The 22,455-nt window shown below is 71.1% G+C and carries 21 protein-coding genes; 12 read left to right on the top strand and 9 right to left on the bottom strand.

Annotation, left to right across the window (positions count from 1 at the left end; genetic code table 11):
* Positions 1-18 precede the first annotated feature (18 nt).
* Positions 19-1,164 carry an FAD-dependent oxidoreductase gene (locus tag ETD85_RS16505; protein ID WP_138690590.1) on the top strand — a complete coding sequence of 382 codons (1,146 nt, stop codon included), beginning with the start codon at positions 19-21 and terminating at the stop codon, positions 1,162-1,164.
* 38 nt (positions 1,165-1,202) lie between these two features.
* Here ETD85_RS16505 and dapA read toward each other — a convergent pair whose 3' ends face one another.
* A complete protein-coding gene (gene dapA, locus ETD85_RS16500; protein ID WP_138690589.1) occupies positions 1,203-2,069 on the bottom strand; it encodes a 4-hydroxy-tetrahydrodipicolinate synthase in 867 nt (288 codons plus the stop codon).
* A 71-nt stretch (positions 2,070-2,140) separates the two neighbouring features.
* On the opposite strand from dapA, the gene ETD85_RS16495 reads away from it, so the two are divergent.
* Positions 2,141-3,010, top strand: a complete 870-nt coding sequence (locus ETD85_RS16495; RefSeq protein ID WP_138690588.1) for a LysR family transcriptional regulator — start codon at positions 2,141-2,143, stop codon at positions 3,008-3,010.
* A gap of 84 nt (positions 3,011-3,094) precedes the next feature.
* Here ETD85_RS16495 and ETD85_RS16490 read toward each other — a convergent pair whose 3' ends face one another.
* Positions 3,095-3,685, bottom strand: a complete 591-nt coding sequence (locus ETD85_RS16490; protein ID WP_206058348.1) for a TetR/AcrR family transcriptional regulator — start codon at positions 3,683-3,685, stop codon at positions 3,095-3,097.
* A gap of 80 nt (positions 3,686-3,765) precedes the next feature.
* On the opposite strand from ETD85_RS16490, the gene ETD85_RS16485 reads away from it, so the two are divergent.
* Positions 3,766-4,722 carry a quinone oxidoreductase family protein gene (locus tag ETD85_RS16485; RefSeq protein WP_138690586.1) on the top strand — a complete coding sequence of 319 codons (957 nt, stop codon included), beginning with the start codon at positions 3,766-3,768 and terminating at the stop codon, positions 4,720-4,722.
* Between the two features lie 78 nt (positions 4,723-4,800).
* Here the strand turns inward: ETD85_RS16485 and ETD85_RS16480 are convergent, their stop codons facing one another.
* Together ETD85_RS16480 and ETD85_RS16475 are read right to left on the bottom strand one after the other, a co-directional pair.
* Positions 4,801-5,745, bottom strand: coding sequence for a serine hydrolase domain-containing protein (locus tag ETD85_RS16480; RefSeq protein ID WP_240779185.1), 945 nt, complete (start codon positions 5,743-5,745; stop codon positions 4,801-4,803).
* Between the two features lie 179 nt (positions 5,746-5,924).
* Complete coding sequence (locus tag ETD85_RS16475) at positions 5,925-6,464, bottom strand: flavoprotein (protein ID WP_138690584.1); 540 nt, start codon at positions 6,462-6,464, stop codon at positions 5,925-5,927.
* A 219-nt stretch (positions 6,465-6,683) separates the two neighbouring features.
* Between ETD85_RS16475 and ETD85_RS16470 the strand changes: the two genes are divergently transcribed.
* From ETD85_RS16470 to ETD85_RS16460, 3 genes are all read left to right on the top strand, one after another.
* On the top strand, positions 6,684-7,664 hold the full coding sequence (locus tag ETD85_RS16470) for a polyprenyl synthetase family protein (RefSeq protein ID WP_138690583.1): 981 nt from the start codon (positions 6,684-6,686) through the stop codon (positions 7,662-7,664).
* A gap of 85 nt (positions 7,665-7,749) precedes the next feature.
* The gene (locus ETD85_RS16465) at positions 7,750-8,421 is read left to right on the top strand and encodes a hypothetical protein (protein ID WP_138690582.1); all 672 of its coding nucleotides are present in this window, start codon (positions 7,750-7,752) and stop codon (positions 8,419-8,421) included.
* A 51-nt stretch (positions 8,422-8,472) separates the two neighbouring features.
* Complete coding sequence (locus tag ETD85_RS16460; RefSeq protein WP_138690581.1) at positions 8,473-9,039, top strand: thymidylate synthase family protein; 567 nt, start codon at positions 8,473-8,475, stop codon at positions 9,037-9,039.
* On the opposite strand, the gene ETD85_RS16455 is transcribed toward ETD85_RS16460, so the two are convergent.
* The gene (locus ETD85_RS16455) at positions 9,008-10,447 is read right to left on the bottom strand and encodes an MFS transporter (protein ID WP_138690580.1); all 1,440 of its coding nucleotides are present in this window, start codon (positions 10,445-10,447) and stop codon (positions 9,008-9,010) included. The two genes, ETD85_RS16460 and ETD85_RS16455, sit on opposite strands and share 32 nt — an antisense overlap.
* Positions 10,448-10,487: 40 nt before the next feature.
* A complete protein-coding gene (locus ETD85_RS16450) occupies positions 10,488-11,216 on the bottom strand; it encodes a class I SAM-dependent methyltransferase (protein WP_138690579.1) in 729 nt (242 codons plus the stop codon).
* A 127-nt stretch (positions 11,217-11,343) separates the two neighbouring features.
* Here ETD85_RS16450 and ETD85_RS16445 point away from each other — a divergent pair, with 127 nt between their 5' ends.
* The 3 genes from ETD85_RS16445 to ETD85_RS16435 all read left to right on the top strand — a co-directional run bounded on the left by ETD85_RS16445 (position 11,344) and on the right by ETD85_RS16435 (position 14,345).
* Positions 11,344-12,720 (top strand): LCP family protein, encoded by a 1,377-nt coding sequence (locus ETD85_RS16445; RefSeq protein WP_240779184.1) that lies wholly within the window; start codon positions 11,344-11,346, stop codon positions 12,718-12,720.
* Positions 12,721-12,944: 224 nt separating this feature from the next.
* Entirely contained in the window at positions 12,945-13,874 is a 930-nt protein-coding gene (locus ETD85_RS16440; RefSeq protein ID WP_138690578.1) for an ATP-binding protein, read from the top strand.
* A gap of 84 nt (positions 13,875-13,958) precedes the next feature.
* On the top strand, positions 13,959-14,345 hold the full coding sequence (locus tag ETD85_RS16435; RefSeq protein WP_138690577.1) for an SCO5389 family protein: 387 nt from the start codon (positions 13,959-13,961) through the stop codon (positions 14,343-14,345).
* Between the two features lie 41 nt (positions 14,346-14,386).
* Here the strand turns inward: ETD85_RS16435 and ETD85_RS16430 are convergent, their stop codons facing one another.
* From ETD85_RS16430 to ETD85_RS16420, 3 genes are read right to left on the bottom strand one after another with little or no spacing between them, the layout of a single operon-like run.
* A complete protein-coding gene (locus ETD85_RS16430) occupies positions 14,387-15,373 on the bottom strand; it encodes an LLM class flavin-dependent oxidoreductase (RefSeq protein ID WP_138690576.1) in 987 nt (328 codons plus the stop codon).
* A gap of 41 nt (positions 15,374-15,414) precedes the next feature.
* Positions 15,415-16,086, bottom strand: coding sequence for a ribonuclease HII (locus ETD85_RS16425; protein WP_138690575.1), 672 nt, complete (start codon positions 16,084-16,086; stop codon positions 15,415-15,417).
* An 11-nt stretch (positions 16,087-16,097) separates the two neighbouring features.
* The gene (locus tag ETD85_RS16420) at positions 16,098-17,033 is read right to left on the bottom strand and encodes a LysR family transcriptional regulator (protein ID WP_138690574.1); all 936 of its coding nucleotides are present in this window, start codon (positions 17,031-17,033) and stop codon (positions 16,098-16,100) included.
* A 79-nt stretch (positions 17,034-17,112) separates the two neighbouring features.
* Between ETD85_RS16420 and ETD85_RS16415 the strand changes: the two genes are divergently transcribed.
* The 3 genes from ETD85_RS16415 to ETD85_RS16405 all read left to right on the top strand — a co-directional run bounded on the left by ETD85_RS16415 (position 17,113) and on the right by ETD85_RS16405 (position 22,440).
* Entirely contained in the window at positions 17,113-18,399 is a 1,287-nt protein-coding gene (locus ETD85_RS16415; protein WP_138690573.1) for a pyridoxal phosphate-dependent aminotransferase, read from the top strand.
* A 159-nt stretch (positions 18,400-18,558) separates the two neighbouring features.
* Positions 18,559-19,185 (top strand): GNAT family N-acetyltransferase, encoded by a 627-nt coding sequence (locus ETD85_RS16410; RefSeq protein ID WP_240779183.1) that lies wholly within the window; start codon positions 18,559-18,561, stop codon positions 19,183-19,185.
* A 255-nt stretch (positions 19,186-19,440) separates the two neighbouring features.
* Positions 19,441-22,440 carry an AfsR/SARP family transcriptional regulator gene (locus ETD85_RS16405; RefSeq protein WP_138690572.1) on the top strand — a complete coding sequence of 1,000 codons (3,000 nt, stop codon included), beginning with the start codon at positions 19,441-19,443 and terminating at the stop codon, positions 22,438-22,440.
* Positions 22,441-22,455: the final 15 nt, after the last annotated feature.

The following is a 22,455-nucleotide window of genomic DNA, read 5'->3' as shown; positions in this document are numbered from 1 at the left end:
GAACGAAAGGTTACCACCATGAAAGCTCTGATCATAGGGTGCGGCATCGGTGGCCCCGTCACCGCGATGGCCCTGCGCGAGGTGGGCATCGACACCGAGATCTTCGAGGCGTACGGCCAGGGGGCGGAGGACGTCGGCTCGTTCCTGAACCTCGCCTCGAACGGCCTGGCCACCCTCCGCGTGCTCGGCGCGCACCGCAAGGTGCTCGCCTCCGCCATCCCCACCCCGCGGATGGTCATGTGGAGCGGCTCCGGCAAGCGGCTCGGGGAGGTGGCCAACGGCCTGCGCCTGGACGACGGCACCGTGAGCCACACCGTCCTGCGCTCCGACCTCTACCGGACCATCCGCGACGAGGCCGCCCAGCGCGGGATCCCGATCTCGTACGGCAAGCGCCTGGTCTCCTACGACGACCGGGGCACGGAGGTGGTCGCCACATTCGAGGACGGCACGCAGGCGAGCGGCGACCTGCTGATCGCGTGCGACGGCGTCCACTCGCGCACCAGGAAGATCCTCGACCCGCAGGCCCCCGAGCCGCGCTACAGCGGCCTCTACAGCTTCGGCGGGATCGTCAAGGACGCCGGCGTCACCGGTGAGCCCGGCGTGTACAACATGGTCTTCGGCAAGCGCGCGTTCTTCGGCTACAGCGTGGCGGAGTCGGGCGAGACCTGGTGGTTCGCGAACCTGCCCAGGCGGCTCGGCGACGTGCCGGCGGACTGGAAGCCGGTGCTGGTCCAGGCGTTCGAGGGCGACGCGAACCTCTCCGCCCGGCTCGTCGCCGGCAGCGACGTCGAGCCGGCCCTGCCCGTCCATGACCTGCCGCCGGTCCCCGTGTGGCACCGCGGCCGGGTCCTGCTCACGGGCGACGCGGCGCACGCCACCTCGCCCAGCTCGGGCCAGGGCGCCTCGCTGGCCGTCGAGGACGCGATCGTGCTGGCCAGGTGCCTGCGCGACAGCGGGGACCACCGGCAGGCGTTCGAGCGGTTCGAGGCCGAGCGGCGGCCGCGGGTGGAGCGGGTGGTGGCGTACTCGCGGACCATCAGCAACGGCAAGGCCGCGGGCCCGGTGGCCCGGGTCCTCCGCGACCTGATGCTGCCGATCTTCCTCAAGAAGAGCGCGAGCCAGGAGTCGCTCGCCTGGATGTACCGCTACCAGGCGAGCCTGTGACCCCGGCGCGCGCGGCAGTTCGATGCGGCGGGCGGTGGTCAGGCGACCTGGGCCAGGGCGTTCGACACGGCCTCCGCGCCGGCGGGCACCAGCGGCAGGCGCACGTCCGGGGTCGGGATCAGCCCCTGGGCGTGCAGCACGCCCTTGATCACCGTGGGGTTCGGCTCGGCGAAGAGCGCCGCGGACAGCTTGTTCAGCCGGTGACCGAGCGCCCTGGCCCGCTCCGCGTCCCCCGCCTGCCAGGCGTCCGCCAGCTCGACGAAGCTCGCGGTCTCCAGGTGCGCCGAGGCCAGGATCCCGCCCCCGGCACCGAGCGCCAGCAACGGCGACACGAACGCGTCGTCGCCGCCCAGCACCTCGAACCCGGCGGGCAGGTCCCCGAGCAGATCCACCGCGTCCTGGTCGATGCCGCCGGCCGCGTACTTCACACCGGCGATCCTCGGATGCGCCCCCAGACGCCGCAGCGTCGCGGCGCTGACCGCCTGCCCCGTCCGGTAGGGGATGTGATAGATCACCAGCGGCACCGGCGACTCCTCCGCCAGCGCCTCGAAGTGCGCGATCACGCCGCGCTCGCCCGGCCGCAGGAAGTAGGGGACGGTCACCAGCGCGGCCCCCACCCCATCGGGCAGATCCCGTAGCGCCCTGGCCGTCGAACGCGTGTCGTTCCCCGTCACGCCCACCGTCAGCAGCGCCTGCCGCTGCGCGCAGACCCGCGCGCAGACCTCGATCACCCGCGCCCGCTCCTCGGGGTCGAGCGCGGCCACCTCACCCGTCGTGCCCAGCGCGACCAGGCCGGCGGCGCCCTGGTCGAGCATGTGGGAGGCGAGCTTTTCTATGGCGTCCGCGGCCACCTCGCCCGACGGGGTGAAGGGCGTGACCAGCGGTACGTGGATTCCTCTGAGCATGCTTAGAGCGTGACCTGTGGCAACCCGTTAGGTCCAGCGCGGATTTCTTCGTTTGAGATTAAGCTCAGCTTATGCTGGATCCACGCAAGCTCCACCTCCTCCGCGAGCTGGCCAGGCGCGGCACGATCGCCGCGGTGGCGGAGGCGGTGACGTTCACGCCGTCCGCGGTCTCGCAGCAGCTCAGCGCCCTGGAGCGGGAGGCGGGCGTGCAGTTGCTGGAGCGTACCGGCCGCACGGTGACCTTGACGTCGGCCGGGCATGTGCTGGTGGAGCACGCGCAGGCCGTGCTGGAGCAGCTCGAACGCGCCTCGGCCGCGCTGGCCGCCGCGCGGGGCGGGCCTTCCGGGCCGCTGCGGATCGGCGCGTTCCCGACGGCGGCCCGCGTGCTGCTGCCGCCCGCCCTCGCCCGGCTGACCGGCGCGCACCCGGGGCTGGAGCCGATGGTCTCCGAGATCGACCCCGCCGACGTCTCGGCCGCCCTGCGCGCGGGTGAGCTGGACGTGGCGCTCGTCCACGAGTACGACTTCGTGCCGCCCGTCACGGACGCGGCCATCGAGGCGGAGGCGCTCTTCAGCGAGCCGATGTACCTGACCGACCGGCCCTCGATCGCCGCGGCCCACGCCGACTCGTGGATCACCAACAAGCCCGGCACCCTCTGCCACACCATGGCGATCAGGGCCTGCCAGGCGGCCGGGTTCGAGCCGATCGTGCGGCACCACATCGACGACTTCGACACCGTGCTGGCCTTCGTCGCGGCCGGCCAGGGCATCGCGATCGTGCCCCGGCTGGCGGCGATCTCCCCGCCCGGCGGGGTCGCGCTCACCCGGCTGCCGCTGAGCCGCCGCACGCTGGCGGCGTTCAGAAGGGGGAACGGGGAGCACCCGGCGATCAGAGCGGCCGTCGCCGCCTTCCACGCGGCAGTCGCCCACCTCCCGCTCTGAACCTCCTGCCACCTCCCGCTTTGAACCCCCGGCGACCTTCCACCCGCACGGGCGAGCGTCCGGCAGGCGAACAAGGGGCCGAGATCACTCCTCCCCCATCAGCCCCCTGACGATCGCGGCGAAGCTGGCCGCCAGCCCCTCGTACTGCCCGGCCCGCAACTGGCTCGCGACCGGCTCCATGTGCAGCGTGCCGAGCAGCATGTGCGCGATCTGCCCGGCATCCACGTCGGGCCGCCTCTCCGCGATCAGCTCCGACACGTGCCGGTGCCAGAACAGGTAGATCGGATTGGCCTCCCTGGGCTGCTCGGCGGCGGACTTCCTGGTGACCATCGCGTGCTCGTGCGCCGCCATGAGGTTCCCGTTGCGCGCCGCCAGCGCCGCCACCGCCGCGAAGAACGCCACCAGCCGCTCGGCCGGGCCGGCGCCGGGGCCGAGCGGCGGCGGCCCCTCGGTCACGGCCTGCTCCAGCTCCCGCGCCCGCTCGGTCATGAGCTCCAGCATGAGCCCCGTACGGCTCCCGAACCGGTGGAACACCGTCCCCTTCCCCACGCCCGCCGCACTGGCGACGCGCTCGACGGAGACCTGCTCGGGCGGATGCCGCCGCAGCAGCTCCTCGGCCGCCCGCAGGATCGCCTGCCTGTTGCGCGCGGCGTCGGCCCGCTCTCGACGTTCCATCAGGACATTCTTTCCCATGGACAAACTTGACCAGTGGTCCATATATTAACTGGACCACTGGTTCACTTGAAGGAGAAGAGATGCGCGCGATCGTCCTGACGGAGAAGGGCGGCCCCGAGAAGCTGGAGCCGGCGGATCTGCCCCGGCCCCGCCCGGCCGCGGGCCAGATCCTCATCCGCGCCCAGGCCGTGGGCGTCGGCTTCGCCGAGACGCAGATCAGGGCGGGGACGCTGCCGTTCCCGCTGCCGCTGCCCGCCGTGCTCGGCGCGGAGGCGGCCGGCGAGGTCGTGGAGGTGGGTGAGGGAGTCGACGAGACGCTGCTCGGCAGCGCCCGGGTGGGAGTGACCGGCGGCCTCGGCGCCTACGCCGAGTACGTGGCCATGCCCGCCGCCATGACCTGCCCAGTGCCGGACGGAGTGACCCCGGCGGCGGCGCTGGCCGTGGCGGCGCCCGGCGCGATCGCCCTCGGCCTGCTCCACCGGGCGCGCCTCGACGGCGGCGAGACCGTCCTCGTGGAGGCGGGCACCAGCTCGGTCGGGACCTACCTGGTGCGGCACGCCAAGGAGTTCGGCGCGGCCCGGGTGATCGCCACGGCGGGCTCGCCCGCCAAGCGGGAGCGTGCCGCCGCCCTGGGCGCGGACCTGGTGCTCGACCACGGCGCCCCAGGCTGGCAGGACAAGCTGCCCGGCGACGTGGACGCCGCCTTCGAGTCCATCGGCGGCACGTCGGCCAGGCGCGTGCTCGACCACCTCACCCCCGGCTCGGGCCGCCTGCTCTACTACGGGATGCTGAGCGGCGAGCCGGCCGCCGTCACCGCCGCCGACCTCATGGAACGCGGGGTGACGCTGATCGGGTGCAGCGGTCCGGGCTGGGCGGGGCAGGTCTTCGGCACGCACTATCCGGAGATGCTGGCCAGGCTCGCCTCCGGCCGGAGCGACGCCTACATCGACAGGACGCTGCCCCTGGAGCAGGCCGCCGAGGCCCATCGCCTGCTGGAGAGCCGCGCGGCCACGGGCCGGATCCTCCTGACCCCCTGACCGCCGCAGCCACGAGCCGTGGATCCCGCTGGGCCCCGGACCCCCTCGGCTCGCCTGCGGGCGTCCTCCTGAGGCCCGCTACCTGCCGAGGACCGCGTCGAGCACGGCGACGGCGCTGTCCTGGCCGCTGTCGTACTCGCCGGCCGTCACCGCCACGACCAGGTCCTCGCCAGGCACCACGAGCAGCCGCTGCCCGCCGTTGCCGATGCACTCGACCCAGTGGCGCTCCCCGGTGCTGACGTACCACTGGTAGCCGTAGCGGAAGTCGCCGTCGATCACCACATGGGGCCGCAGCATCTCCCCGAGCCATTCACCGGGCACGACGTCCCGGCCGCCGTCGAGCACCAGCCGGCCGACGGCGGCCAGGTCGACCGGCCGCAACCGCAGCCCCGACGCGGCCGCCTCCACCCCGTCATCTCCCTTGACCCACTCGAACTCGCGGATCCCCAGAGGCTCGAAGAGCACGTCGGCGGCATAGTCCGCGAGCGGACGGCCGGCTCCGCGCGCGATGATCCCGCCGATCAGCGCCGTGGCCCCGCCGCAGTAGCGCCACCGCTTGCCCGCCTCCTCGACGACGGGCCGCTCCAGTACATACCGGTACCGGTCGGGCGCCAGCTCCATCGCGATCTCACCGTTGGCCGGGTCCGTGTACGGCAGGTCCTCGTTCCAGTCGAGCCCGAGCGTCATGGTCAGCGCGTGCCCGACGGTCAGATGCGCCCGCGCCGGATCCTCCACCAGATCCGGATATTCCGGGAACTGCCGCATCAACCCCTCACCCGGCGACGGCACCAGCCCGTCCCGCAGCGCGATGCCGTACAGCAGCCCCACGACGCTCTTGGTGACGGAACGCAGGTCGTGCAGCGTGTCCCGGTCGAACTCGACATGCCCCAGCGGCACGTTGAGCCGGTGGTCCCGCCCGGCCCCGTACCGTTCGATGACGACCTCCCCGCCCCGCAGCACCACGAGCCCGTGCAGGTTCGGCGCCTTGCCGCCGCGCAGGACGTCCTCGACGCGCTCAGCCATGGTCACGATGTCTCCTCCAGAAAGTCGGGACATCTTGGCATATCGCCTCACACGGTGTCAGACACAAATTCGACGCCCCGCAAGGTAAGACGGCATCCAAGTAAGCAGCAGTCCTACTTAGCGGCATCGGCTGAGGAGAAGCCGTGGTGACTGGCGTTCCTGAGCCCGGCCGCGGACTCTTACTTGCCCGCGAGCACCGTCAGCGCGCGTCGCCAGGGGAAGTCATCGAAGTGGTCAGCACCGTCGCTCGGCGGGTGCGGCTCGAACTCCCCCGGCCCGAACAGCACCCGCACCCCCTCCGACCGCAGCCCTTCGACGCTGCGCAGGAAGGGCGCGCGAGCGGCCAGGGCGCTGTTGACGAAGGGCAGCACGACGACGGGAATGCCCAGCCCCGGGGCTTCGGCCAGGACGCCGAGCGGGTAGGTGTCGGCGATGCCCGCCGCGAACTTGTTGATCGTGTTGTAGGTGGCGGGCGCCACGATGATCGCATCGGCCCTGGGCGGGCGCGGCTCGGACGGCTTGCGGTACTGGCTGCGTACGGGCCGGCCGGTCTGGCTCTCCAGCGACGCCACGTCGATGAAGGCGAGCGCGGACGGCGTGGCGACGATCTGGACGGCCCAGCCCTCCTCCTGCGCCATGGCGACGAGGCGACCGGCCTGCGCGGCCGGCCCGGCCGCGCACACGACGAGATAGAGGATCCTGCCCGGCGATGCGGTCACGCGACGGCTCCCTCAGGTTCGCGGGCCAGGCGGCGGCCCGCGCTGATCGCCCAGCATGCCAGGCGCCGCCGCACGCCCGCGCGGCAGGGACGGCAGGGGACGGCAGGGGACGGCAGGGGACGGCTTCGGCCGCGCGGCTGAGAAGGGCCTCAGGGTTTCTCAGGTGCGGCACAGGGTTTCTCAGCCGTGGCACAGCGCTCTGGCCGCAGGCTGGGAATCATGGATCAACTCATGCGCAACCCGGCCGTCGAGCAAGGACTGCTGCGGGTCGAAGCCAGGATCCGCCGCCTGAGCGGCTCGTCCGCGCTGCCGGGGATCAACGCCGGCGCCGAGCGCATCGTCACGGCCGGGGGCAAGCGGCTGCGGCCGGCCATGACGCTGGCCACCGCACTCGCGCTCGGCAAGACGCCCGACCGCCGGGTGATCACCGCCGCCGCCTGCGTCGAGCTCATCCACGCCGGCTCGCTCGTGCACGACGACCTCATGGACCAGGCCAGTGAGCGCCGCGGCACCAGGACGCTCAACGCCGAGCTCGGCGACGGGAAGGCGCTGGTGATCGGCGACTTCATGCTGGCCAGAGCCGGGCTGGCGGCCATCACCGCCGTCTCCAGGCCGGTCGCGGAGGTGCTGGCCGCCACCGTCGTCGAGCTGGCGGAGGGGCAGTACCTGGAGACGACCGACCTGTACGACACCGCTCGCACCCCCGAGAGCGCGGTCAGGTCCATCACCGGCAAGACGGCCGCGCTGTTCAGGGCCGGGTGCCTGGTGGCGGCGCTCTGCGCGCGGGCCCCGGCCGAGGAGCGGGCGCGGATGGCGGCGTACGGGGAGAAGTTCGGGCTGATCTTCCAGGTGCTCGACGACCTGCTCGACCTGACCGCCTCCAGCGCGCAGCTCGGCAAGCCCGCGGGCAACGACCTGCGGCAGGGCGTCTACAGCCTGCCCGTGCTGCTCGCCGACGCCGGCATCCACGACCTGCTGGGCCGGGGCATGAGCGACGAGCAGGTGGCGGAGGTCCTGCGCAGGCTGCGGGCGAGCAAGATGGTGGACAACACGATCGAGTACTGCCGTGGCCTGGCCTCCGACGCGCTGGCCGCCCTGCCGGTGATCCACGACCAGGAGATGGCGAGCATCCTGTACGCACTCCCGACCGCCTACATAGACCGCGTAGCCGGCCTGGCCCGCCTGACCCCGGTCGGTTGAGATTTGTTGGAACAATTGGTAGAAATCATCGTCATTTCTCGGAAAGAGTGCTCATACTGGAGGTACTCGCCCCAGGAGCACGCTCATGCGGAAGACCCCCCTTCGCCTGATCCGGGAGGACGAGCTGGCGCCGAGCCAGTTCCTCCAGCTCGCCGCGGTGGACTTCACCGGCATCTACGCCGTCCATCTCGCCGCCAAGGAAGAGCGGCTGAAGATGACCAGGCTCGCCCTGAGCCTGCTGTCTGGACCGTTCCTGGCGGCGATCGCCCTGGCCAGCGCCAAGGTCGTCTACCCGCAGAGCCTGACGGAGTGGCACCGGGTGCCGTGGTACCTGTTCGCCCTGGTCACGGCGTTCGGCCTGCTCAGCGTCCTGCCGTTCCTGCGGCTGATCGAAGCGGTCAACGCCCACGCCAGGACGGCACGGGCGATCAACAACTTCCGCCTGCTGTACGCGACCAGGCTCAGAACCACGCTCGGCTGGAGCCCGAACCTGCCCATCGACCCCGGCTTCCCCGAGACGTACGCGCCGCTGGCCTGGCCCGGCGTCAACGTCATGATGCTCTCGCTCGTCAACTCCACCTACCTGACCGTCGGAGTGCTCGGCCTCGGCAGCCAGGAGCCGAACGTGCTCCTGCTCATGACCGGCATCCTGCTCGTCACGTTGATCCACTACGCCGTCTACTACGTGCGCTGCAACGTGACCAGAAGGCGCCGGCTCCCGCACAACCCCTACGAATTCCCGAATCTGGAGACCTGAATGTCCGGCCCACCGCAATGGGCGTCGTGTGGGGAGGCGTGGATCTGGTTGATGCGCCATGTCTGGTCGGCGGGCACGATCGCCCTCGACGACCGTGGCCCCGTGATCGAGGGGCCGTCCGTGCTGTTCGAGATCGCGCGGGTCGGCAGGGACGATCCGATCATCAGGCGGTACGGCGACGCGGCCCTGCTGGAGCTGTACAGCAGGAAGTTCAGCGAGGAGGTGATCGTGGCGCCGTTCAAGTACAGCTACGGGGCCAGGATCAGGGGCCAGCTCGCCTGGGCGGCCGACCTGCTGCGCGCAAAGCCGTACAGCAAGAGCGCGTGGATCTCGCTGACCACTCCCGGCGAGCCGTACGACGCGGTGCCCTGCCTGATCGGCGTGGCGTTCCGGATCAGGGAGGACACGCTCGTCATGACGGCGACGTTCCGCTCCCAGAACGCCTACACCAGCTACCTCAACTACGTGCCGCTCGCCGACGTGCACGCGGGGATGGCTCGGAGCCTGCGGCTGGAACGCGGCCCGATGCGGGTGTTCGTGGACGTCCCGCACCTCTACCTGGCCGACAGCCCCCGGGTGCTCGCGCTCATGCGCTCTTCGGCGTCTCGGCCGACGTGAGCGGCGCCGCGATCTCCTCCAGCCCCTTGCGCTCGGCCTTGACCCCGAGGAACAGCTCGACCAGCCCGCCGGCGATCATCACGATCGCGCCGATGGTGAACGCCAGCGCCGTGTCCCCCGGCACGCCGGTCTCGACCAGCGAGGCGAAGACGAGCGGGCCGGCGATGCCGCCCGCGCCCGTGCCGATCGCGAAGAAGAACGCGATGGCCATCGCCCTGGTCTCCATCGGGAAGATCTCGCTGACGGTCAGGTAGGCGGAGCTGGCCCCGGCCGAGGCCACGAACAGCACCGCGCACCAGCAGGCGGTCAGCGTGACCGCGGTGAGGACGCCCTGGTTGAACAGCCACGCCGTGCCCAGCAGCAGGACGCCGGAGCCGATGTAGGTGGCCGAGATCATCGGCACCCTGCCCACGGTGTCGAAGAGGTGGCCGAGCAGCAGCGGGCCGAGGAAGTTGCCGACCGCGATCACCGCGAAGTAGTAGCCGGTGTAGGTGTCGATGTTGAAGAACGTGGACAGGATCTGCGCGTACCCGAAGGTGATCGCGTTGTAGAGGAACGCCTGGCCGATGAAGAGCGACAGCCCGAGCACCGTCCGCTTGGGATAGAGGGCGACCATCGTGTGCGCGATCCGGACGAACCCGATCGACTTGCGCTGGTGGATGGTCGTCGTCCCGGCCGGCTCCGGCAGGTCCCGCCCGATCTGCCGCTCGATGTCGCCGACGATCTCCTCGGCCTCCCGGTCCTTGCCGTGGATGAACAGCCAGCGCGGGCTCTCCGGCACGTGCCGGCGTACGAGCAGGATGGCCAGGCCCAGCACCACGCCGAGGCCGAAGGCGACGCGCCAGCCGATGTTCACCGGCAGGTCGTTGAGCAGGGGCACGGTCAGCAGCGCGCCGCCGGCGGCGCCGAGCCAGTAGCTGCCGTTGATGATGATGTCGATGCGTCCCCGGTGCCGGCTCGGGATGAGCTCGTCGATGGCCGAGTTGATGGCCGCGTACTCGCCGCCGATCCCGAAGCCCGTCATGAACCTGAACAGCAGGAACCACCACGCGCTGAAGGAGAAGGCCGTCATCAGCGTCGCCGCCAGATAGACGACCAGCGTGATGATGAACAGCTTCTTCCTGCCGAACCTGTCGGTCAGCCAGCCGAAGAACAGCGCCCCCGTACAGGCTCCCGCCACGTAGAGCGCCGCCGCCACGCCCGCCACCTGCGCCTGGGTGATGTCGATGCCGCTGCCGGGCTTGGCCAGCTGCGCGGACAGGTTGCCGACGATGGTGACTTCGAGCCCGTCGAGGATCCAGACCGTGCCGAGGCCGATGACGATCATCCAGTGCCAGCGGGACCACGGCAGCCGGTCCAGCCGGGCTGGCACCTTGGTGCTGATCGTGCCGGTTTCCACGTCGCTCATAAGGTCATCTCGATACCCGCCGAGCGCGGGGCAAACGTTCTCAGACGGCAGGCTTCCTGGCCTCCAGGAGCGTGGTGCCGAACCACGGGCCGCCGTACCAGAACCGCCAGCCGAGGTCGCGCCGCCTGATGTCGATCACGCCGAGCTCGCGCAGCACCGACTCGTACGCCGGCGTGTGCTGGAAGTCGGCGACCAGCATCAGCCCGCCGGGCCGCAGCACCCGGTGCGCCTCGCGGACGGCCTGGGCCCGACCCTCGTCGTCGGCGATGTTGTGCACGGCCAGGCTCGACGTCACCACGTCGAACGAGTCGTCGCCGAACGGCAGGTCGCGCATGTCCCCCGTCACCAGCTCCACCCGGTCGGAGACGCCCTCCGCCTCGGCGTTCTCCCTGGCCACCGGCTCGTCGTTGCCCGACTGGTCCTTCGAGCGCCACAAGTCCACGCCGGTCGCCCGGCCCGTGTCCAGCCGCTCTGCCGCGAGCAGCAGCACCGCGCCCCGGCCGCAGCCGAGGTCCAGCAGCTGCTCGTCGCCGGACAGCCGGTCGAGCTCCTCCGCCCAGACGGCGAACTTGCCGCGCCTGGTCGTGTAGACGTAGCTGGCGGCACTGGCCAGCGTGTAGAGCCCGCCGAACAGGAAGGCGATCCCGGCGGGGATGATGTCGAGGCTGAACGAGGCCGCCGCCAGTGCCAGCAGGACGAGCGCTCCGAAGAGCAGCCCGGCCAGGGCCCAGGGTGCGTCGAACCCGTAACTTCCGTGTCGCTTGCGCACAGTCACGTTATATCTCAAGGTGGTGTTGACTGGGAATTGACCAGACCCTTCCCCTTCGCACCGTCAATCACGCATTACCCATTACTAAGGTGGCTTGGATGGGCACGCAATGGGGGTTTGACCAGGCATGATAGGGAAAGAACGCGGATTCGGCCTGGGCGCCAGCATCGCGCTGACACTGTGTTCGGCGCTGCTGTGGGGGGTGGCTCACCTGGCCGCCGAACGTCGTAAGACCGGCTTGGCGCTGATGGCCGCGTACGTCCTGATGCTCGCCGGTGTGCTCACCGTCTTCACCGCGTTCAGCGCCAATCTCCTGTCACTGGCGGTCCAGCCGCGCTGGCTCATCGTGCTCACCGTCGCGCTCGTGGTGATCGCGCTCATCTGGACCGCCGTGATCGTCTGGTCCTTCGTCCTGGTGCGCCCCGACCGCTCCGACGCCGTCGGCCGCTTCCTGACCACGACCTTGACCGTGGCGCTCTGCGCGCTCGTCCTGGCTCCCACAGCCTACGCCACGAGGCTCGCCTATCTCTCGCGTGACGTCGTCAACAGCCTGTTCACCACGACGAGCAACAGCCCCGTCGTGGCCGACGACCCGTTCAACGGCGCCGACCGGGTCAACTTCCTGCTCCTCGGCGCGGACGCGGCGCCGGGCCGGCCCGGAGTGCGTACCGACAGCATGACCGTGGCCAGCGTGGACACCGCGACCGGCGCGACCACCCTGTTCGGCCTCCCGCGCAATCTCCAGCAGGTCGAGCTCCCCGAGGGCCCGGCCAGGGATCGCTTCCCCTACGGGTTCACCGGCAGCGGCCCCGACACCCCCGGCCTGCTCAACGAGGTCTTCCAGTTCGCCGAGGACAACCCGGACATGGTGCCCGGCGTGCCGCGCGGCAAGCGCGGCCCGGCCCTGCTCAAGCAGACCATCAGCGACATCCTCGGCATCGACGTGGATTACTACGCCATGGTGGACATGAAGGGCTTCGCGGAGATCGTGGACGCCATGGGCGGCGTGCGGGTCACCATCAAGGAGCCCATCGTGTACGGCCGTTACCGCGAGGGCCTGCTCGCCGCCGGCACCCGCAAGCTGTCCGGCCAGGAGGCCCTCTGGTACGGCCGCTCCCGCACCGACAGCGACGACTACGTCCGCATGGGACGCCAGAAGTGCCTGCTCAACGCCGTCGCCAAGCAGGCCGACCCGATGACCGTGCTGAACAGCTTCGAACGCCTGGCCGCCGCCACGAAGCGCGCCATCTCCACCGACATCCCGCAGAACCTCCTGCCCGCCATCGTGGACCTGTCGCAGAAGGTGAAGGACGCCAAGATCCGCAGCCTCAGCTTCGTGCCGCCGCTGATCACCACGGCCGACCCGGACTGGTACCTCATCCGCCACAAGGTCGCCCAGGCCCTGGACGAGCACTCCTCGACCAAGCCCGCCACCGCCTCGCACACCCCCTCGGCGACGCAGAGCCCGGACGACCCGATCAACCTCGACGCCACCTGCGGCTGAACACGCCCCTCGCGGCCGAGCACGCCCCTCGCGGCCGAGCACGCCACCCCCGGCTGAGCACGCCACCCGCGGCCGAGCACGCCACCTCCGGCTGAGCACCCGGCGGCACGGGCCGCACCGGCCGCCACTCCCGGCGCGCGCCGATCCGCCATCACCCATGCACGGAGTGTGGCATGATGGTGCCACCCAAGCGGAAATGATTTTCATACTCATCGGGAGTGCTCGTGAGAGTGGCATTCGTCGGCAAGGGCGGCAGCGGCAAGACGACGATGTCGGCGCTGTTCGCCAGGCACGTGGCGCACCAGGGCGGGCCGGTGGTCGCCATGGACGCCGACATCAACCAGCATCTGGCCCTCGTGCTCGGCCTCGACCGCCAGCCCGAGCCGCTCGGTGCGCACCTCACCGAGATCAAGGACCGGCTGCGCGGCTCCAATCCCCGCATCCCCTCCGCGGACGCCATGGTCAAGACCACCCCGCCCGGGCGCGGCTCCACGCTGCTGAGCTTCGACGACCTGGCCGCCGACCCGTACGCCCTGACCACCCCCGACGGCCTGCGCCTGCTGGCCACGGGCCCGTTCAGCGAGGACGACCTGGGCGTGGCCTGCTACCACTCCAAGGTCGGCGCGGTCGAGCTGCTGCTCAACCACCTGATCGACGGTCCCGGCGAATACGTCGTGGTGGACATGACCGCCGGGGCCGACTCCTTCGCCTCCGGGCTGTTCACCCGCTTCGACCTGACCTTCCTCGTCGCCGAGCCGACCAGGCAGGGCGTGAGCGTCTACCGGCAGTACCGCGACTACGCCGCCAAGTACGGCGTGGCCCTGGCCGTGGTCGGCAACAAGGTCCACGGCCCGTCGGACGTCGACTTCCTGCGCGAGCACGTCGGTGACGACCTGCTCACCTGGATGGAGCATTCGTCCGCCGTCCGCGCCATGGAGCAGGGCCGCCACTTCACGCTCGACGACCTGGAGCCGGCCAACGCCGACGCGCTGTCGGCGCTCCGCAAGACCCTCGACGAGCAGGAGAAGGACTGGGCGCGCTTCGGCCGCCAGGCGATCGAGTTCCACCTGCGCAACGCCCGCGCGTGGGGCAACGACCGGACCGGTTCCGACCTCTCCGAGCAGATCGACCCGGACTTCGTGTTCGGCCCTTGACCACATGACTGTCCCCCCTTCAGTCATGGAACGCCCATTTACCCACATTTAGCGTGAAGATGATCCCTTTCGAGAGGAGACAGCATGTCGCTGACCGTTCCGAACGATCTGCTCGACCAGGCCAAAGCCGGTGACGTGGACGACTCGGCGTTCATCGCGTGCGTCCGGGACTCGCTGCCCTACGCGTGGTCGCTGATCAGCGAGCTGGTCAAGCAGCGCGAGCACAGCGGAGCCGAGTTCGCCGACAACCAGGTACCACCGCCGTCGGAGGAGGCTCGGGGCCAGCTCCTTCGCTGCCTGGCGAGCGACGCGATGCGCGCCGCGGTGGAGCGCCACTTCCAGGTACGGCTGGCCTTCCAGAACTGCCACCGGGTAGCGGTCTTCGACCCGGCGGCCACCGAGGCACTGCTCGACTTCGTCACTCCGAGAGCTCAGATCCTCAACCAGAAACCGGAGCTGGTTGACTGCTGAACCACGTCCGGCGAGCCGGCCCGCCCGGCTCGCCGGACCTCTCATCCGGAGAGCAGCGGCAGCACCTCGGCGCCGAATCTCCGTATATTCTCCAAAATCCGCTGATGCTCCCCGATCCCCTCCATCATCACGATAAAGCGATCGATTCCGGTGGCTTCTGCCGTGCGCAGCAGCGTTTCAGCGCAATGCGCGGCTGACCCGACTGGGTGAATACGAGTCAACATATCCACATATTTCTGGATATCTCGTGCAGGTCGGGCCCGATCGTCCACCGGGACATATCCAGCCAGCCCCGGCCCGAGCCACGCCGGCATCGACTCCCTGAGCTCCCGCACCGCTTGCGCCGTCGAATCGGCGACGTGAGCGACGCCCGCCGCCACATGCCCGCCGCCCGCTCCCCCGTGCGCGGCTCCCCCGTACGCGTCGACCATCGCCGCCTTCTCCGCGTCACCGATGTGCATCCCGAGCAGCATCGGCAGCCCCCGCTCGGCCGCCAGCGCCACGGTCGGCCCGGACGTACAGGCGACCACGGGCCGCAGCCGCGCCTGCGGCACCATCCGGACCTCCCTGAACCGGAAGAAATCCCCGTCGGCCGCCACCGCGCCGCCGGACAGCGCGTCGAGCAGGACGTCCAGCGACTCCGCGAACCCCCGCTCGAACCGCTCCAGCCCCGTCCCGAACACCTCCAGATCCACCCACGGCCCGCCCCTGCCGACCCCGAGCGTGAACCGCCCGCCGGACAGGTGGTGCAGCATCGCCGCCTGCTCGGCCAGCGCCACGGGATGCTGGGTGGACAGCACGCTGACGGCGGTGCCCAGCCCGATGCGCGAGGTCCTGCCCGCGGCCACGGCCGCCAGCGTCGTCGCGGACGGGCACACGCCGTAAGACATGAAATGGTGCTCGGCTATCCAGGCGTCGTCGAATCCCGCCTTTTCCGCCGCCACAATCAGATCTACGGCGTCGGCCAGCACCCGCCCGGATTCCTGACCGGGAAATCGCGCCGCGAGGACGAAGATGCCGATCCGCATTCAACCGATGATGGCCGAGCCGGAACGCCCGCCGAGCCCGTTCATCCGAAAAGGCTGGCCTGACCCTCGCCGGCCAGCGGGTCGCGGTGCAGTTTCAGGTGCCGCCACCGCGGCAGGTCGTCCAGGTAGGACCAGGAGAGCCGATGATGCGGGGTCGGGCCCAGCCTGGCGAGTGCCTCCTGGTGCAGCGGGGAGGGATAGCCGGCGTTCTCCGCGAAGCCGTACTCGTCGCAGCCGATCGTCGCCATGTAGGCGTCGCGGCGTACCTTGGCCAGGACGGACGCGGCCGCGACCGAGATGCTCGCCGCGTCCCCCTTGACCTCCAGCCGGACCGGCCACGGCGGGCCGATGTAGTCGTGCTTGCCGTCGAGGATCACCGCGTCCGGCCGCACCGGCAGCGCGTCCAGCGCCCGCCTCGCGGCCCGGCGCAGGGCCTCGGTCATGCCGAGCGCGTCGATCTCCTCGTGCGTGGCCTCACCGAAGGCGGCGCCCGCCACCCAGGAGGCCAGCTCCTCGGCGAGCGGCCCGCGCCGGGCGGCGGAGATCTGCTTGGAGTCGGTCAGCCCGGCCGGCGGCGGCGACAGGTCGGTGACGACGGCGCAGACCGTGACGGGGCCCGCCCAGGCGCCGCGGCCCACCTCGTCGATGCCCGCGACCGTCCTGGTGCTCGGCTGGGCGAGCAGGAGGTGCTCGATGTCGTACGTCGGCGCCATAGGCGCACACGTTAGCGGTCCGCCGGGCTCACCGGCTCCAGGTCGGCGGCGATGTAGCGGGCGGCCACGTGGATCGCGCGCAGCGTCACCGAGACCGAGGGCCGGTGGACGCTGGAGCCGCGCGCGACGGCGTGCACCTCGCGCCCGACCGGGTTGCCGGGGAACTCGCGCACGGCCAGGCCGCGCACCCCGGCCGCGAGCGCGAGCGCGGGCACGGCGGCGATGCCGATGCCCTTGGCGACCAGCGACAGGATGGTCCCCAGCCCTTCGAACTCCCACGGCGTCGGCCGCGTGCCGCCCACGTCCACGAAGAGCCGGTCCACCGCGAGCCGCGAGGGCTCGCCGTCGGGCGTCGCCATCCACGGCTCGTCGCGCAGCTCGCGCAGGTCCAGCGGCACCTCGGGGTCGGCCAGGCGGTGCTTGCGCGGCACGACCAGCACCAGCGGGTCCTTCAGCAGCCGGAAGACCCGCAGGTTCTCGCTGTCGCGCACCCTGCCGTACCAGTCGTCGACGAGCGCGATGTCCACCTCGCCCGACTGCACCTCCCGCATGCCGCGCCCGGAGCGGCTCTGCCCCAGTCGCAGGGTCAGCTCCGTGTGGCGGCGCAGCGAGCGCGCGAGCGCGGGCGCGAACGCCACCGCCGCCGTCGGGAACGCGGTGACCACCACCCGCCCTGCGGGCGTTCCCGCATGGGCTGAAAGGTCGGATTCGGCCTCCTCGACCATTGACAGGATGCGCTCCGCGTGAAGGACCAGGCGACGGCCCGCATCGGTCAGTTCGGCGCTGCGGGCGGTCCGGTCGATCAGAGCCGTGCCCGTCTCGCGCTCCAGCGCGACGAGCTGCTGGGAAACGGCCGAAGGACTGTAGCCGAGCGACTCGGCGGCAGCCGCGATGCTGCCCCTGCGGGCAAACTCGCAGATCAGCACCAAACGTCGCAATTCGAGCATCAGACTTCCTTATGCCTACCCACACTAAGCCTCGCTTGTGGTGATGCCTTCATCCAACCACGCTGGGAACGTGACAACCATGAGCGTGACCCTGTCCGCCACTCTGGCGGCCAACGAGGACATCGAGCGAAGACGGCGCGCCGGGGAACGCGTGCTGCACCTGGCCTTCGGCGAGGCCGGTCTGCCCGTCCACCCGGCGCTGCGCGACAGGCTGGCCGCCGCATCAGAGCGCAACGGCTACGGGCCGGTCGCGGGGGCGTCCGGGCTCCGGGCGGCGGCAGCGGGCTACTGGACACGGCGGGGGCTCGTCACCGACCCCGAGCTGGTCGTCTGCGGGCCGGGCAGCAAGTCGCTGCTGTACGGCCTGATCCTGGCGATCGGCGGAGACATCGTCCTGCCCATGCCCAGCTGGGTCAGCTACGCCGCGCAGGCCGATCTCGTGGGCTCGCGCCCCATCCTGGTGCCCGCACCACCAGGAGAGGGCGGAGTGCCCGACCCCGACCTGGTCGCCGCGCAGGTGCGGCAGGCCAGGGCCGAAGGCAGGACCGTGAACTCGGTCCTGGTGACGCTGCCCGACAACCCGACGGGACGGCTGGCCACGCCCGAGACCGTACGCCGGCTCGCGGAGGTCGCCAGGGACCTCGACCTGACGATCATCTCGGACGAGATCTACCGCGACCTGATGCACGACCCGGACGTGCCCTACACCTCGCCCGCCGACGTCGCGCCCGAGCGCACGGTCATCACCACCGGGCTCAGCAAGAGCCTGGCGCTGGGCGGCTGGCGGATCGGCGTGGCCAGGCTGCCCGAGGGCGCGCATTCGCTGCGCCAGCGGGTGCTCGCGGTGGCCAGCGAGATCTGGTCGGCGCCCGCGGCGCCCGTGCAGGAGGCCGCGGCCTACGCCTTCGGCGATCCGTACGAGCTGACCGAGCGCATCGAGCTCAGCCGGCGCCTGCACGGGACGGTCGCGCGGGCCGTGCACGACCGGTTCGCCGAGATCGGGGCCTCCGTGCCCACCCCGCAGGGCGGCTTCTACCTCTATCCGGACCTGAGCCATCTACGGCTCGGCGGCTCGACCGAGATCACCAAGATCCTGCTGGAGGAACACGGCATCGGGGTGCTGCCCGGACACGCCTTCGGCGACGATCCCTCGGCGGCCAGGGTACGGGTCGCGGTGAGCCTGCTCTACGGAGAGACCACCGAGGAGCGGCTGGCCGCTCTGACCAGCCCCGATCCGCTGAGCCTGCCCTGGATCGCGGCCAATCTGGAGTTCCTTTCCACGGGTCTGAGCCGGCTTTCGCCGGTCCGGAGCCGTACGGCGCGTGAACGAGGCCCGGCGCTCGTTCCGCTGCCGTGTCACGGTTAGGCGAATCTTTCCCCAAGAGCGGGTTTACCATCCCCCAAAAGGGGCCTCTGACCTGCGGAAACGCCATGTTTGCAAAAAGCGGCAAAACATGAGTCTGACAGCCTGGTTACGTGCACGCCGCGTTGGCTCCATCATGTGCACATGCCCGCTCTTGTCACCTTGTCCGGGCGCACCGTGCGCCTGGAACCTCTCAGCCTCGCGGCGATCGACGACCTCGTCGCCGCGGCGAGTGAAGACCGCTCCACCTACACCTTCACTCGCGTCCCGAACACCCGGGACGAGATGGTTTCCTACGTGGAAGCCGCCATGGCTGAGCAGGCGGAGGGCCGCTCATTGCCCTTCGCCATCCGGTGGCTGAACACCGACCGCGTGGTCGGTGCCACCCGTCTCATGCACCTGGAGTACTGGCAGGGCCCCATGCCCTGGCCGCCGGGTACCCGCGGTGCGGTGGGCGACACTCCGTCCGTGGCCGACATCGGTTACACCTGGCTGGGCGCCGGCGCCCAGGGCACCGGGGTCAACCGGGAGAGCAAATATCTGATGCTCTCGCACGCCTTCGAGACGTGGGACGTCCATCGCATCACCCTGAAGGCAGACGTACGCAACACCAGATCCCGGGCCGCCATCGAGGCCCTCGGCGCACACTTCGACGGGGTGCGGCGAGCGGATAGCCGAGGCGCCGACAACACGGTCCGAGATACCGCGTTCTACTCGATCCTCAACTCTGAATGGCCGCTCGTACGAGATCGGCTCCACATGAGACTGGGCCTGGTCGAGGCAGCCTGAGAACCATCCACCGACGGCCCCGCCCAACTTCCCGGGCGGGGCCGGTATTTTTCCCGGCCTACGTCTGCTCTACATGACACACGCCCCCGCGGTGAGTGTCATGCCTGGCCGACCATCAGCATCCAGGGGCGCGCTCAACACCTGATTAAAGGCGGATCAACGGCTCGGTTAACGATCAGCCCGCATCTAGGTGACGAGCAACGATGGATCTATTATTTGGTAACAAATCGTTCCATTGGCTTGGAGACAGACGGCATGGCTGGTCAGAGCGTTGAGAGCGGGCTGCGGTTCGCCGTGCTCGGTCCTGTCCGCGCGTGGCGTGATGGCCGGGAACTCGACCTGGGCACCCCTCTGCAGCGTTCCATTCTCGGCATGCTGCTGCTGCGGGAGGGCCACGCGGTCACTCCCAACGAGATGATCGACGCGGTCTGGGGCGAGGACGCGCCGCCGCGCGCGCTGGGGGCGCTGCGCACGTACGTCTCCAGGCTCCGTACGGTGCTCGAACCGGACCGGCCGGCCCGCTCGCGGCCCGAGCTGCTCACCTCCATCGGCAAGGGCTACGCGCTGCGCCTGCCCGACGGCGCGCTCGACCTGGCCCGCTTCGAACGCGGCCGCCAGGAGGCCGAGGCGGCGCGCAAGGCCGGCCGGCTGGCCGAGGCCGCGCGCGCCCTGCGGGCCGCGCTGCAGCTGTTCGAGGGCGAGCCGCTGGCCGGCACCGTCGGCCCCTACTCCGAGCACCAGCGCGACCGGCTGATCGAGCGCCGCATCAGCGTCATCGAGACGCTCATGGACCTGGACCTGGAGCTGGGCAACCACGCGGCGATCGTGTCCGAGCTGATCGCGCTCACCGCCGACCATCCGCTGCGCGAGCGGCTGCGCGCCCAGCTCATGCTCGCCTACTACCGGTGCGGGCGGCAGGGCGACGCGCTCAACGTCTTCACCGAGACCCGCGAGGCGCTGATCGACGAGCTGGGCATCGAGCCCGGCGCCGACCTGGCCGCGCTGCACCAGCGCATCCTGGCCGCCGACCCGACGCTGGCCGCGGTCGAGCCGCCCGCCGAGGAGCCGGTCGAGGACGAGGAGCCGGCCCCGGCGCCGGAGCTGCCGCGCCCCGCGCAGCTGCCCGCGGCCGTCAGCGACTTCACCGGCCGCAAGGAGATCGCCGGCCGGCTCCGCACGCTGCTGTCGGCCCAGTCGTCCGCGCAGTCGTCGGCCGAGGGCGTCCCGGTGGCGGCGATCTCCGGCATCGGCGGCGTGGGCAAGACCACGCTGGCCGTGCACGTGGCCCACCTGGCCGACGACATCTTCCCCGACGGGCAGCTCTACGCGGACATGCGCGGCTACACCGACGTGGCGACCGCGCCGGAGTCGGCGCTCGGCGGGTTCCTGCGCGCGCTCGGCATCCCGCCCGACGTGATCCCCGACGGGCTCCCGGAACGTTCCGCGCTCTTCCGCTCGCTCCTCGCCGACCGCCGCATCCTCGTGCTGCTGGACAACGCCCGCGACGCCGAGCAGGTCATCCCGCTGCTGCCCGGCTCGCCCGGGTGCGCGGCCATCGTCACCAGCCGGGGCAAGCTGGCCGACCTGCCCTCCGCCCGGCTGATCGACCTCGACGTGATGGAGCCGGACGAGGCGCTGTCGCTGTTCTCGGCCGTGGTGGGCGCCGAGCGCGTGTCGGCCGAGCACGGCGCGGCCATGGACGTGGTGGCCGCCTGCGGGTTCCTGCCGCTCGCGGTCCGGATCGTGGCCGCCAGGCTCGCCTCGCGGCCCTCGTGGACCGTCGCCTCGCTCGTCCCCAAGCTGGCCGACGAGCAGCGCCGCCTCGACGAGCTGCGGGTGGGCAACCTGGCCGTCGAGGCCACGTTCGCGCTCGGCTACGGGCAGCTCGAAGCCGTCCAGGCGCGCGCGTTCCGGCTGCTCTCGCTGCCCAGCGGGCCCGACATCTCCGCGGGCGCCGCGGCCGCCGTGCTGTCGATGAGCGCGGTGGAGGCCGACTCCGTGCTGGAGTCGCTCGTGGACGCCAGCCTGCTCGAAGCGCCTGGCCCTGGCCGCTACCGCTTCCACGACCTGCTCAAGCTGTTCGCCAGGCGGGAGCTGGAGAAGACCGAGCGGCCCCAGGCCAGGACGATGGCGCTGCGCCGGCTGCTCGGCTTCTACCTGGCCTCCGCCCAGTCCGCGCACCGGCTGGCCTACGAAGGCAGCATGATCGCCGACAACCTCGTCACGGTCGGCAGCGGGCGCACGTTCGGCACCGCCGACGAGGCCGTGGCCTGGCTGATCGCCGAGGGCGACTCGCTGTTCGCGGCCATCAACCAGGCCGCCGCGACCGCCCGTACGGGCGAGCAGCTCCTGCCCGCCGGCGACCTGCTGGTGGCGATGGAGCCGCTGCTGGAGTCGGGCACGCACACGCGCGAGTTCGACCAGAGCACGCGGGCGACGCTGGTCACCGCGCAGGACATCGCCGACCAGGGCTCCGAGCTGCGCGCCAGATACGTGCTCGGCCGGGTGCTGTTCGCCGGCAACCGGCTTACGGAGGCCGAGCACCAGTTCAGGATCGTCCACGAGCTGTCGGAGGCCCGCGCGGAGAAGGTCGTCACCGGCGAGGTGCTCAACGCGCTGGCCGTCGTCGTCGGCCGGCAGCGCCGCCACACCGAGGCGCTGTCCTGGTTCGACGCGGCGATGCGGTTCTACCGCAAGAACGGCGTTCCGGCCGGCGAGGCGCTGGTCCTCAGCTACTCGGCCCGCGACCACCTGGGCCTCGGCCGTCCCGAGGACGCGATCGCGGCCGCGGAGAAGGGGCTGGCCATCTTCACCGAGATCGGCAGCGGGGCCGGCACCGCCCGTGCCCGCTACCACCTCGGGATCGTCCTGTCCCGGGTCGGCCGGCTCACCGAGGCCGTGCACCACCACGCCGAGTGCCTCGCCTTCTTCCGCTCCAGCAAGCAGCGGGTCTGGGAGCAGCGCGTGTGCTCCAGGCTGGCCGAGACGTTCATCGCCGCCGAGCGCTATCCCGAGGCCGTCCGCCACGCCGAGCAGGCGCTGGTGGTCTCCAGGGACATCGGCCACCCGTACGGCGAGGCGCTCTCGCTCGCCGTGCTCGGCAAGGCGCTGCATGGTCTCGGCAGCGCGGCGCGGAGCCGGGACTGCCTACGGCAGGCCTTCGACATCTTCGCCAAGCTGGGCGCGCCGGAGGCCGGGGACCTCAAGGCCCTGCTCGACAGCGTCCCGGCCGCCGATCCCGCCGCCGGCGCCTGAGCCCGCATCCGCACT

It is taken from the genome of Nonomuraea zeae, from assembly GCF_005889725.1.
Lineage (GTDB): Bacteria > Actinomycetota > Actinomycetes > Streptosporangiales > Streptosporangiaceae > Nonomuraea > Nonomuraea zeae.
Note: the sequence above shows the minus strand (reverse complement) of the source record. Positions and strands in the feature narration are given on the sequence as shown.

What these genes read in the sequence shown, in the direction of transcription:
- ETD85_RS16490 (WP_206058348.1), bottom strand. Translation starts at nt 3,685, where the DNA reads ATGGAACGTCGAGAGCGGGCCGACGCCGCGCGCAACAGGCAGGCGATC.
- ETD85_RS16420 (WP_138690574.1), bottom strand. Translation starts at nt 17,033, where the DNA reads ATGCTCGAATTGCGACGTTTGGTGCTGATCTGCGAGTTTGCCCGCAGG.
- ETD85_RS16460 (WP_138690581.1), top strand. Translation starts at nt 8,473, where the DNA reads ATGCGCCATGTCTGGTCGGCGGGCACGATCGCCCTCGACGACCGTGGC.
- ETD85_RS16485 (WP_138690586.1), top strand. Translation starts at nt 3,766, where the DNA reads ATGCGCGCGATCGTCCTGACGGAGAAGGGCGGCCCCGAGAAGCTGGAG.
- ETD85_RS16505 (WP_138690590.1), top strand. Translation starts at nt 19, where the DNA reads ATGAAAGCTCTGATCATAGGGTGCGGCATCGGTGGCCCCGTCACCGCG.
- ETD85_RS16445 (WP_240779184.1), top strand. Translation starts at nt 11,344, where the DNA reads ATGATAGGGAAAGAACGCGGATTCGGCCTGGGCGCCAGCATCGCGCTG.
- ETD85_RS16415 (WP_138690573.1), top strand. Translation starts at nt 17,113, where the DNA reads ATGAGCGTGACCCTGTCCGCCACTCTGGCGGCCAACGAGGACATCGAG.
- ETD85_RS16405 (WP_138690572.1), top strand. Translation starts at nt 19,441, where the DNA reads ATGGCTGGTCAGAGCGTTGAGAGCGGGCTGCGGTTCGCCGTGCTCGGT.
- ETD85_RS16425 (WP_138690575.1), bottom strand. Translation starts at nt 16,086, where the DNA reads ATGGCGCCGACGTACGACATCGAGCACCTCCTGCTCGCCCAGCCGAGC.
- ETD85_RS16435 (WP_138690577.1), top strand. Translation starts at nt 13,959, where the DNA reads ATGTCGCTGACCGTTCCGAACGATCTGCTCGACCAGGCCAAAGCCGGT.
- ETD85_RS16465 (WP_138690582.1), top strand. Translation starts at nt 7,750, where the DNA reads ATGCGGAAGACCCCCCTTCGCCTGATCCGGGAGGACGAGCTGGCGCCG.
- ETD85_RS16430 (WP_138690576.1), bottom strand. Translation starts at nt 15,373, where the DNA reads ATGCGGATCGGCATCTTCGTCCTCGCGGCGCGATTTCCCGGTCAGGAA.
- ETD85_RS16455 (WP_138690580.1), bottom strand. Translation starts at nt 10,447, where the DNA reads ATGAGCGACGTGGAAACCGGCACGATCAGCACCAAGGTGCCAGCCCGG.
- dapA (WP_138690589.1), bottom strand. Translation starts at nt 2,069, where the DNA reads ATGCTCAGAGGAATCCACGTACCGCTGGTCACGCCCTTCACCCCGTCG.
- ETD85_RS16495 (WP_138690588.1), top strand. Translation starts at nt 2,141, where the DNA reads ATGCTGGATCCACGCAAGCTCCACCTCCTCCGCGAGCTGGCCAGGCGC.
- ETD85_RS16470 (WP_138690583.1), top strand. Translation starts at nt 6,684, where the DNA reads ATGGATCAACTCATGCGCAACCCGGCCGTCGAGCAAGGACTGCTGCGG.
- ETD85_RS16480 (WP_240779185.1), bottom strand. Translation starts at nt 5,745, where the DNA reads ATGGCTGAGCGCGTCGAGGACGTCCTGCGCGGCGGCAAGGCGCCGAAC.